10 protein-coding genes are annotated in these 10,532 nt (G+C 67.6%); 2 read left to right on the forward strand and 8 right to left on the reverse strand.

Annotated features, from left to right (window positions below; genetic code table 11):
* The first annotated feature begins 15 nt into the window (after positions 1 to 15).
* On the forward strand, positions 16 to 1,221 hold the full coding sequence (locus CDO44_RS18610) for a multidrug effflux MFS transporter (protein ID WP_087781780.1): 1,206 nt from the start codon (positions 16 to 18) through the stop codon (positions 1,219 to 1,221).
* Positions 1,222 to 1,257: 36 nt separating this feature from the next.
* Here CDO44_RS18610 and CDO44_RS27655 read toward each other — a convergent pair whose 3' ends face one another.
* The 3 genes from CDO44_RS27655 to CDO44_RS18625 all read right to left on the reverse strand — a co-directional run bounded on the left by CDO44_RS27655 (position 1,258) and on the right by CDO44_RS18625 (position 2,220).
* A complete protein-coding gene (locus tag CDO44_RS27655) occupies positions 1,258 to 1,398 on the reverse strand; it encodes a hypothetical protein (RefSeq protein ID WP_158213337.1) in 141 nt (46 codons plus the stop codon).
* A gap of 69 nt (positions 1,399 to 1,467) precedes the next feature.
* Positions 1,468 to 1,911 carry a hypothetical protein gene (locus tag CDO44_RS18620; protein WP_144389549.1) on the reverse strand — a complete coding sequence of 148 codons (444 nt, stop codon included), beginning with the start codon at positions 1,909 to 1,911 and terminating at the stop codon, positions 1,468 to 1,470.
* Between the two features lie 75 nt (positions 1,912 to 1,986).
* Positions 1,987 to 2,220 carry a hypothetical protein gene (locus CDO44_RS18625; RefSeq protein WP_144389550.1) on the reverse strand — a complete coding sequence of 78 codons (234 nt, stop codon included), beginning with the start codon at positions 2,218 to 2,220 and terminating at the stop codon, positions 1,987 to 1,989.
* A 209-nt stretch (positions 2,221 to 2,429) separates the two neighbouring features.
* On the opposite strand from CDO44_RS18625, the gene CDO44_RS18630 reads away from it, so the two are divergent.
* Entirely contained in the window at positions 2,430 to 3,326 is an 897-nt protein-coding gene (locus CDO44_RS18630) for an AraC family transcriptional regulator (protein WP_087781783.1), read from the forward strand.
* A 43-nt stretch (positions 3,327 to 3,369) separates the two neighbouring features.
* Here CDO44_RS18630 and CDO44_RS18635 read toward each other — a convergent pair whose 3' ends face one another.
* From CDO44_RS18635 to fghA, 5 genes are all read right to left on the reverse strand, one after another.
* Positions 3,370 to 3,810, reverse strand: coding sequence for a hypothetical protein (locus CDO44_RS18635; protein ID WP_087781784.1), 441 nt, complete (start codon positions 3,808 to 3,810; stop codon positions 3,370 to 3,372).
* Positions 3,811 to 3,982: 172 nt separating this feature from the next.
* Positions 3,983 to 6,286 carry a glucans biosynthesis glucosyltransferase MdoH gene (gene mdoH / locus CDO44_RS18640; RefSeq protein WP_233146263.1) on the reverse strand — a complete coding sequence of 768 codons (2,304 nt, stop codon included), beginning with the start codon at positions 6,284 to 6,286 and terminating at the stop codon, positions 3,983 to 3,985.
* A 4-nt stretch (positions 6,287 to 6,290) separates the two neighbouring features.
* The gene (locus tag CDO44_RS18645; protein WP_144389551.1) at positions 6,291 to 7,844 is read right to left on the reverse strand and encodes a glucan biosynthesis protein G; all 1,554 of its coding nucleotides are present in this window, start codon (positions 7,842 to 7,844) and stop codon (positions 6,291 to 6,293) included.
* Between the two features lie 200 nt (positions 7,845 to 8,044).
* Positions 8,045 to 9,814, reverse strand: coding sequence for a gamma-glutamyltransferase (gene ggt / locus CDO44_RS18650; protein WP_087781787.1), 1,770 nt, complete (start codon positions 9,812 to 9,814; stop codon positions 8,045 to 8,047).
* A gap of 12 nt (positions 9,815 to 9,826) precedes the next feature.
* Positions 9,827 to 10,532, reverse strand: a 706-nt coding sequence (fghA, locus tag CDO44_RS18655) for an S-formylglutathione hydrolase (protein ID WP_087781788.1), incomplete at its 5' end; no start/stop codon positions are given.

The following is a 10,532-nucleotide window of genomic DNA, read 5'->3' on the forward strand; positions in this document are numbered from 1 at the left end:
TCGACAGGTCTCTTCATGTCCCGACATGCCCTGACCATCGTGCTGGCGCTGCTGACCATGGTCGGACCGCTGGGCATCGATGCCTATCTGCCGTCCTTCCACGCCATCGGAACGAGCCTGGATGCCTCCCCGATGGCGGTCCAGCAGACCTTGAGTCTCTACATCGCCGGAATGAGCGTCATGACGCTGTTCTACGGCACGCTGTCGGATTCGTTCGGCCGCCGGCCGGTCATGCTCGTGTCGCTGGTGCTGTTCACCGTGACTTCCGTCCTCGCGGCGCTGTCGGTCAGCATAGGCATGCTCGTTGCCGTCCGTGTGCTGCAGGGCTTGTGCGCCGGCGCCGGCATGGTCATCGCGCGCGCGATCGTGCAGGACAAGTTCCATGGAGGCGAAGCCCAGCGCATGATGGCGATGATCACCATGGTGTTCGGCGTGGCGCCGGCCCTGGCGCCGGTGGTCGGCGGATGGCTGCAGGCGGCGTTGGGGTGGCGCTCGGTGTTCTGGGCCCTGGCGCTGTTCGGCGCCGGGCTGTGGATCACCGGCCGCGCCGTGCTGCAAGAGACGCTGCCGCCGGAAAAGCGCACGTCGTTCGACCTGCGCAGCATCACCGCCAACTACCGGCGCTCGATCGCCAGCCCCCGCTTCATGCTGATGTCAGCCGGCATCGGGCTGGCCTTCTGCGGCCTGCCGCTTTATGTAGGATCGGCGGCCGCCTACATCATGGACATCCTGCATCTGCCCGAGACGGCGTTCGGCTGGCTGTTCGTGCCCATGGTGAGCGGCCTCATGCTCGGATCGGCGGTGGCGGGCCGCTTCGCGCACCGCATCCCGGCCGAGCGGATGGTGCGCATGGGTTTCATCGTGATGGGACTGGGCGTGGCGCTTTCCGTCGTCTACACCAGCCTGTTCGTGCCGGCCGTGCCGTATGCGGTGCTGCCGTTCATGCTCTACACCTTCGGCCTGTCGCTGGCCTCGCCCAGCATGACGGTGATCGCGCTCAGCATCTTCCCCGAGATGCGGGGGTTGGCGGCCTCCATGCAGGGGTTCGTCCAGATGGCGCTGTTCGCGCTGGTGTCGGGGCTCGTCGCGCCGCTGGTATTCGATCGCGCCGTGAGCCTGGCCTGGACCCATGCCATCCTGCTGGTGGCCGGCATCGGCTTCTGGGAAGCGGGCAGCCGGGTCAGGGCGAAGGTCCAGGCAGGGCCTGCCGGTCCGCGCTAGCCGTCACCGGCGTATTTTCCCAGGCGCGCCGTCCGTTCACACCTGCCGGCGAAGCACGTCGAGAAAGCTGCCGGCGGCGGCCGACAGGGAGCGGCCGCTGCGCGTGAGTATGCCCATTTCCCGCTCCAGGGCGCGCTGGGCGGCGGGGTGACGATTTCGCTGGCACGCGACGCGCACGGCAAAAGCCTGTCATACCTGATGCTGGACATCGACCTGCCTGCGTGAGGGCGCCCATGCGGCGGAAGGTCAGGAGGGGAGACGGCTGGCATTCCCGCTGTGCTGCGGCTCCCCATCCCGCGGCCGGGAAGGACTCCGGTCGGGCCGGGAACCGCCGCATCCTGCTTCGGCCGCTTCGATCAGGTCGACCAGGCGGCCCGTGACCGGGCGCATGAGCAGGGTCGTGCCGTATGCGTTCCATACCGCGAGATGATTGCCGCGCGCTTCCAGGTCCACGTAGGGGCCGGCCTGGGACGGATAGGAGCGCGGCGCGATCTGCCACAGGATCGTCCCGTCGAGTCCGATGCCGTAGACGTTTTCGGCGCCATGGCGGGGGTCGGGTTCGATCAGGACAGCCAGCGTGCGTTCGAACGCCGCAATCTGGACGATGCATTTCGGGAAGACGATATCTTCGCCGGCCGCCTTGAGCGTCAAGACATTCCTTCGATAGGAATAGCGCAATGCAAAGTCCATGGCTCGCGCACGGAGGGTAGGCTGGGCCCGGTATCCCGGGCGGAGAGGATCCTGTTGGTTTCGCCGGCGCGAGCCTCAGTGGCGGTGTTTGTACGCCTCGCGGTCCATGAATTTCTGCGTGTTCGCATTTTCCATGGCCTGCTGCTGCAGCATGCACTGGTCGTAGGCGGGCGTACCGCGCGTAATGCCCAGGTTGTCGCAGGCGTGCTGGTAGTTTTCCCGTTCCATCCTGTCCAGCGCGGCGCAGCCGCCCATTGCCAGCGAGGCCAGCATGCAGCCGGCCAGGTATAACGTCCGAGCATTCTTCATGGTCTGCATTCTCTCGATTTCGTTTTTCGGAACGGGGCTTGAAAACCCTTGGAGGGACCGCGTTCCCCCCAATTGAATATAGGCAGCAATGGTAGCAATCACTCACGGCATGAGTGATGAAAACTCCGAGGAAAACAGCCAAAATATAAGAAAATGATCAATTCTTGATAAAGTAAGCGCTGCAGCGAGCGACGTCGGGGGGCGTTTCCATGACTGTTCTGCTTGGCGACATTCCGGACCCTTGGGGGCCGAAACTCGAGCTCCCGGGGGCCGCGGCCACGCGCACGCGCATCGGGCCCAATGAAATCCTCCTGCATCCGACGGCGCACCTGGCGCTCCTGTTGCTGACGCCGCAGCCAGGCAGGCAGATCCGGCTCAACAGCGACCGCCGCATTGCCGGACTGGCTCCGGCGGGAGCGCTGGAGCTCATCCCGACCGGCTCGGAATTTTCCGCCCGCTGGCTCGTCGACAAGGAAAACCTGCTCATCGCGCTGGACCACGGGCGTCTTGCCGCCCTCGCCGGCGCGGAATTCGGCCGGACGGACTTCGAGTTGCATCCCCCGTTGCTCGGCACGGTGGACGCGAAAATGCTGCCCCTGGCCCGGATGCTGAAGGAAGAATTGGAGCAGGGCGACCGGGCCAACCGGCTATGCGTGGATGCCTTGCTCACGCTTTTCGCGACGCACCTGCTGCGCCATTATTCTTCCCTCGGAAAGCCCGGCAGCCTTCGCCGAACCGGCGGAATGGCGCCGGGAGCCTGGCGCCGGGTGAACGACTACATCCGCGCCCACCTTGCCGACGACATATCCATCGAACAGCTTGCCCGGGTGGCCGGCCTGTCGCCCAGCCATTTCCTGCGCGCATTCCGGCAGACCTCCGGCCAGCCTCCGCACCGGTTCATTCTCGATGCCCGCGTGGCCGTGGCGGAACGGCTGGTCGTGACGACCACGCTACCGCTGGGCGAGATCGCGAAGTCCACCGGTTTTTCCAGCCATAGCCACATGACGGCGGCCATGCGCCGGCTGCGCGCGACGACGCCTACGGAAATGAGGCGGGAAGCGCGCGGGAAGAAAGGGCCGGCAAGGCAGGACGCCACCGGGGGTTGAGCGCCGACGGCGCGTTCCCGGGCGGCGCGGTTGGCGGTTGCTATCAATGGGTCACGACATTCGCAAAGCAGCGGGCCAGGCTTTCCGGCGCCCCGAGTTTTCGCGCCCAGTCGACGAGCTTCGCTTGTTCGGACCGGTCGGCCCATCCGCCCCAGGCTTCCCGGAATTGCTTGCGGCCGTCGATTTCCTCGAAGAAAAGTACGCCGGGGTCCGTGCGCGGCGTCGACGCATAGACCGCGCTCCAGGCGCCGCTTTGCATGTAGCGCGCAAGCACGATCTGGGACGGCCTGACGCCGCCGCCTACGGCGTGGGCGACCAGGGTGGCATATTCGGCCTTCTGCGCCTGCGTCAGGTTGGCCGCCACCCCGGCGCAGGGCTGCACCGCCAGGGCGCCGCGGCATGCCAGGAAAAGTCCGGCCAGAACGGCGCCGCGGGCGAAGAGCCGGCCGCGTTCCGGACGAGCGCCATCATGTTGTCCGACCACATCTCCCTCCAAAGCGAGCGGCGCGTGGACGCCTGTCGCGGCGCCCGGGCCTGGGTTCCGTCATTGCAACATGGCGGCCTGGAGACGGGCGTGGCGGCGAGGAAGTTTTCGAACGGATTGCGATAATCCGATGCTTTTTTGACAGGCCGGCAGGTGCCTGCCCGGCGCCGCCTCAGGCGGCCCGGGCCTGCTGCGCCGGCTGGACTAGCGCCAGGTGCACGCGTTCCAGGACTTCCGGATCGTCGAGCAACCGCATCCGCTGCGGGTCGGCCAGATGATCGGGGCCGGTCTCGATCGCCTCGCGGGCCAGGCGCGCCCGCGCCGCCTCGATCAGCGGATGGCCGGCCAGGTGGCGGCCGGTCGCGAACGCGCGCGCCAGCGCATTGACGGCGGGATCCACCAGCGCGTCCATGAAGCCGGGAGCGGGACGGGCCTGGTTTTCTTCGTTGTAGCGTTCGGTATCCTGGAGTTCCCGTGGTGGCGAGGTTTCCTCGGGAATGCAGAACAGGCCGTCCTCGAAGGCGCCCTGTCCCAGGCTGACGCGGCTGGAAAGCACCGACAGCGGTATCGCCAGCAGCAGCGACGCGAGGATGGGGATCATCCACCAGAGGAAGTTCGGGTTGAGCCATGCCACCAGCAGGCCCCAGCATATGCCCAGCAGCGTCTGCAGGCCATGGCGCTTGAACGCTTCTCCCCAGGGGGTTTCGTTATTGGCGCGGGAAGGCGATTTCCATTGCACCTTCCATCCCAGGAACGCAGCCACCACGAAGCGGGTGTGGAACAGCATCCGTATGGGCGCGAGCAGCATCGAGAACAGCACTTCCAGCAGCATGGACCACAACAGCTTGCCCCCGCCCCGGTAGCCTTGCGCGCCTTTGACCCCGGCCAGCAGTACGCTCAGTATCTTGGGCAGGAAAAGCAGCAGCGCGGTGGTCGAGAACAGGGCGATGGCTTCTTCCGGATGCCATTGCGGCCAGATGGGGAACAGCTGGTGCGGCGTGACGAAGTACTGCGGCTCGGTCAGCGTGTGGACCGCCAGCAATGCGGTCGACAGCGCGAGGAAAAGGAACCACAGCGGCGCCGACAGGTAGGACATGACCCCGGTCAGGAATACGGCGCGGTGCACCGGGTGCAGGCCGTTGATCAGGAACAGCCGGAAGTTCATCAGGTTGCCCTGGCACCAGCGCTGGTCGCGCTGCAGTTCGTCGAGCAGGTTGGGCGGCAGCTCCTCGTAGCTGCCCGGCAGGTCATAGGCGATCCAGACGCCATAGCCGGCGCGGCGCATGAGCGCGGCCTCGACGAAATCGTGCGACAGGATGGCGCCGGCGAAGCTGCCCTTGCCGGGCAGGGGTGCCAGCGCGCAATGCTGGATGAACGGCTCCAGCCGGATGATGGCGTTATGACCCCAGTAGTGGGATTCGCCCAATTGCCAGAAATGCAGGCCGGCGGTGAACAGCGGGCCGTACACACGCGTGGCGAACTGCTGCACGCGCGCGTAGAGACTATCCATTCCCGAGGCGCGCGGCGCGCTCTGGATGATGCCGGCCTCGGGGTTGGCATCCATCAGCACCACGAGCCGCTTGAGGCATTCGCCGCTCATGACGCTGTCGGCGTCGAGCACCACCATGTAGTCGTACTCGCCGCCCCAGCGCCGGCAGAAGTCGTCGATGTTGCCGCTCTTGCGCTTGACCCGCCGCCGGCGGCGCCGGTAGTGGATGCGGCCGAAGCCCTTGACCGCCTTGCAAAGCTCGACCCAGGCGCGCTGTTCCTGCACGCAGTGGTCGGGCTTGTAGCTGTCGCTGAGGATGAAGAAGTCGAACTTGTCGAGGTCGCCCGTTCGCTCGACCGATTCATAGGTCGCGCGCAATCCGGCGAACACCCGGCCCACGTCCTCGTTGCAGATGGGCATCACGATGGCGGTGCGGGTCTTGGGCGAAATGGGCACGCCTTCGGCCACGGTGGCCGAGATGCTATAGCGGTCGCGGCCGATCAGCAGTTGCAGGAAGCCCATCAGTGCGGTCCAGAACCCGGCCGACACCCAGCAGAACAGCAGCGCGAACAGCAACAGGATCGCGATTTCGAGGATCTGCCCGCCCTGGTAGGGCAGCACCGCCTTCATGTACCAGGTCGCCACCGCGGTCTGGGCGAGCACGGCCACCAGCAGGACCAGCCGGCGCAGCCGTCCGGCGACTTTCCAGCGCGGCTCGGGCGGACGGGCCAGGCGTTCGGCGCGGCGCTGGTGCATCTTGCCGCGCACACGCCGCCAGCCGCGGACGAAGGGGTTGGTGACCCATGGTTCGGGAACCATGGAAGTGCGCCGGATGGCGGGCGCGGTCTGGACACAGACACGGCCGGCCTCGTCGCGGCGGATGACGCCGTATTCGTCCAGCTCCGGACCGTAGGCCTGGACCAGCGTCCGTTCGAGAGCGGTTGCCTCGCCGTCTCGCATCGCTCCTTCGTCTATCGTCGCAGACATGGCATTACTCGCCCGTTTCATAGCCAGGCAACTGGTAGCTCCAGGTCTCGGAGACGGGGTTCTGTCCGTTGACCAGGCTCGCCCGCATTTCGACCGGCTTGGTCGTATCCTTGACCTTGATGCGCAGGGTGACGCGCCAGCCGCCGGTGACCGGGTTGCGGCGCAGGCTGTTTTCGATCACGTCGGCGTTGCCGCCGGTGGAGAAATTCAGCGATACCGGCAGAGGCGGATCCTTGGGCTTGGCGGGAGCCGGCGCGGAAAAATCGATCACGAAGGCGGTGCTGCCGTCCGGGCGCCGGATCAGGTCGGTGCCCTTGGTCTCGCCCACCGAGCGCCGCGTCTGCAGCACGCGCGCCAGCTTGGGATCCTGCAGGCCCGCTTCGTTGCGGGTCCAGCGCAGCGTGTAGTTCATGTCGAGCGCGGCGCCGGGCTTGGGCTGCTGCTCGGGCACCCAGAAGGCCACGATGTTGTCGTTGGTCTCGTCCGCGGTGGGGATCTCGACCAGTTCCACGCGCCCCTTGCCCCAGTTGCCGTTGGGCTCGACCCATAGCGTCGGCCGCAGGTCGTAGCGGTCGTCCAGGTCTTCATACTGCCGGAAGTCCCGCCCGCGCTGCTGCAGGCCGAAGCCCCGCGGGTTCTCGACCATGAACGAGCTGTTGGCCAGGCGGCGCGGGTTGTTCAGCGGCCGCCATAGCCATTCGCCGTTGCCGGCATGGAAGGCCAGGCCGTCGGAGTCGTGCAGCTCGGGCCGGTAGTTGACCGTGCTGGAAGGCTGGGCGGCGCCGTACAGGTACATGCTCGCCATGCCGGCGATGCCGAGCTTGGCCACCGGGGCGCGCAGGTAGATGCGGGAGCGGACCTCGACCGTGGTGTCCTCGCCCGGCGCGATGGTGAAGCGGTAGGCGCCGGTGGCGCGCGGCGAGTCCAGCAGCGCGTAGACGACGATGTGCTTGTCGCTGTTCGCCGGGCGGGCGATCCAGAACTCGCGGAAGCGGGGGAATTCCTCGCCGGAGGGGACCGCCGTGTCGATCGACAGGCCGCGGGCCGATACGCCGTAGACCTGGCCCTTGCCCACCATGCGGAAATAGCTGGCGCCAAGGAAGGATGCCACTTCGTCGTCGCGCTTGGCGGGGTCGTTGAGCGGATAGAGGATGCGAAAGCCCGCGAAGCCCAGGCCGCGCAACAGCTTGGCGTCGGGTTGGCGGGGGCCGAAGTCGAAGTCGATGGGGTCGTACTTGACCTCGCGCACGCCCTCGGCATCGATTTCGTTGATCTTGACCGGCAGGTCGAAGGCCATGCCCTGATGGTGGAAGGCGACCTGGAACGAAGTACGGCCGTCGGCCCACAGGTATTTCTCGCGCTTGGGCTGGATCTGCTGGTATTCCGCGTACTTGAGGTCCCGCAGTTCCTTGGGCAGCTGGCTGGTGGGAGCCTTGTATTTCTCGCCGGCGAGTTCCTTGGCGCGCCGCGCGACGTCGAAGAAATCGAATGCGCCGGCCGGGTTGGCGGCAAGGAGGCCGACCGACAAGGCGAGGGCCGACAGAAGCGAACGGGACACGCGCGGGCGCGCCCTTGCGGAAAGAAGGGAAAATTCAGTCACGGATCTTGGTCGTCCGGCGTGGCTTGGAATTCTGAAACGGGGATTTTAGAGGGTATGGCCGCTCCCAGGGGCGTTCGGTCGCATACATGTACTACCGGATGTAGCCATCTTGTGCCAATAGGGCACCAATGGACGCAATTTTCACCGAATTGGTTCCCTTATCGCCCCAAGGCAGTGCCCTCGCGCCGGGGGTCGGCGCCCGCCCGCAACAGCCCGTTGCTCAGGATCTCCACCCCATGCAGCCCGCTGGGAAAAGGCTGCAAGGCCACGGGATGCCCCATGGCGCGAAGGGCGGGGACCAGGCCTTCCACGGAGGTGCCGCTTTCAAGCTCGGTGGCGCGGTTGCGGCTGCCGTAGTGCGGCAGATCGATCGCGGACTGGATGTCGAGTCCCCATGCGAGATTGGCGACCAGCGTCTGCGCGACGTAGTTGGCGATCGCGCTGCCGCCCGGGGACCCCACCACCAGCCGCAGCCGGGGGCCGGAAGCATCGGCCCGCAGCACGATGGTGGGGGCCATGGTGCTGCGCGGCCGCTTGCCGCCTTCGACACGATTGGCCACGGGCACGCCCCGTCCGTCCACGGGGGACAGCGCAAAGTCCGTCAACTCGTTGTTCAGCAGGAAGCCTCCGACGAACAGCTTGCTGCCGAAGGCCTGCTCGATGGTCGAGGTCATGGCCACCGCATTGCCGTCCGCATCCACGATGGAGACGTGGGTGGTGGAGGGCAGGGCGGGCGTGTCGTCGACCCCGCGGCGCGCCAACGCGCCCGGCACCGGTTCCCCGGGCGCGGCTTTCCCCATGGAACGGTCGGCCGCGATCAGCGCCGACCGGCGGGCCAGGTAGGCCGGGTCCAGCAGCGCCCGCACGGGTACGTCGACGAAAGCGGGATCGGCCACGTAGCGGTCGCGGTCGGCATAGGCCAGCCGCCCGGCTTCGGAAAAATAATGCACCGCGGCGGCCGAAACCGGTTCGGCGGCGCCGATGGGCGTATGGTCGAGCAGCGCCAGCATCTGCAGCACGGCCAGCCCGCCCGAACTCGGCGGCGGGGCGCCGCAGGCTACGTAGACGCGGTACGGGCGGCACAGGGCGTCGCGTTCGCGGGCGGCATAGCCGGCCAGGTCCGCGCCGGAAAGATCGCCGGGTCGCGGGTGGCTGCGTACGGCCTGCACCATGGCCTGCGCCAGCGGGCCGCGGTAGAAGGCGTCCCCGCCGCCGCGGGCGACCTGCGCCAGCGTGCGGGCCAGCTCGGGGTTGCGCAGGACCTCGCCTTCGCGCCGGGGCGAACCGTCTGCATGGAAAAAATAGGCGCGCGCGGCCGGCTGGGCCGCCAGCCGCCGGTTGCCGCGCAGCAGCGCGGCCAGGCGCGGCGATACGGGAAACCCGCGGCGCGCTCGGTCGATCGCATCGTCGAACAGGCTGGGCCAGGGCAGCTTGCCATGGCGCTCGTGCGCCAGCTCGAGCGCGCGCAGCACGCCGGGCACGCCCACCGACTTGCCGCTGTCGACGGCATCGGCGAAGGGCATGGGGCGGGCATCCTGCATGAAGCGATCCGCGGTCGCCGCGGCCGGCGCGGTCTCGCGGCCGTCGAAGACCGTCACCCTGCCGCGCGCGGCATCGTAATAGAGCATGAACGCGCCGCCTCCCAGCCCGGAGGACTGCGGTTCGACCAGGCCGAGCATCATCTGCGCCGCGATGGCCGCGTCGACCGCGCTGCCGCCGCGGTCGAGCACGCGATAGGCGGCCTCGGTGGCGAGGGGATGGGCCGTGACAGCCATGAAATGGCGGCCCATCACCGCTTGCTTGGATCGATAGGCGGTCTGCGGCTCGGGGTTCGCGTCGAACTCCGGCTCCTGGGCCGCCGCCGGCGCGGCGGCCAGCATCGCGCCGGCCAGCCACAGCAGCCGGGCTGCGCGTGCGGGATGGGTCATCGGCGGGGGCGCTCAGGCACCCAGCGCCTTGGCGTGGAAGGCCATGTGGTCTTCCATGAAAGTCGAGATGAAGTAATAGCCGTGGTCATAGCCCGCATGGCGCCGCAGCTCCAGCGGCTGGCCGGCTTCGCGGCAGGCCGTCTCGAAGGCCTCGGGGCGCAGCTGGGTATCGAGGAACTGGTCGGATAGCCCCTGGTCCACCAGGATGCCGCCCGGGAAGGGCTGGCGGGACGCGCGCATCAGCTCCGTGGCGTCGTACTGCTTCCATGCCTGCCGGTCGGGGCCCAGGTAATTGCCGAAGGCCTTGTGTCCCCAGGGGCAGTCGCTCGGATGGGCGATGGGCGCGAAGGCGGAGACCGAGCGGAATTTGCCGGGGTTGCGCAAGGCGAGCACGAGTGCGCCATGGCCGCCCATCGAATGCCCGAAGATGCCGGCGCGCCGGGGATCGCCCGGCAGTTTGGAGGTGACGATGCCGAACAGTTCGTCGACGATGTAGCTGTACATGCGGTAGTGCCGGTCCCAGGGCGCCTGGGTCGCGTCGAGGTAGAAGCCGGCCCCGACGCCGAAGTCCCAGCTCTCGGCCTCGCCGGCGATGCCGGCGCCGCGCGGGCTGGTGTCGGGCGCGACCAGCATGATCCCGTGCCGCTGCGCGAAGCGCTGGGCGCCGGCCTTGATCATGAACGTTTCTTCGGTGCAGGTCAGGCCCGCAAGATAGAAC

This window comes from Pigmentiphaga sp. NML080357 (assembly GCF_002188465.1).
Taxonomy (GTDB): domain Bacteria; phylum Pseudomonadota; class Gammaproteobacteria; order Burkholderiales; family Burkholderiaceae_B; genus Pigmentiphaga.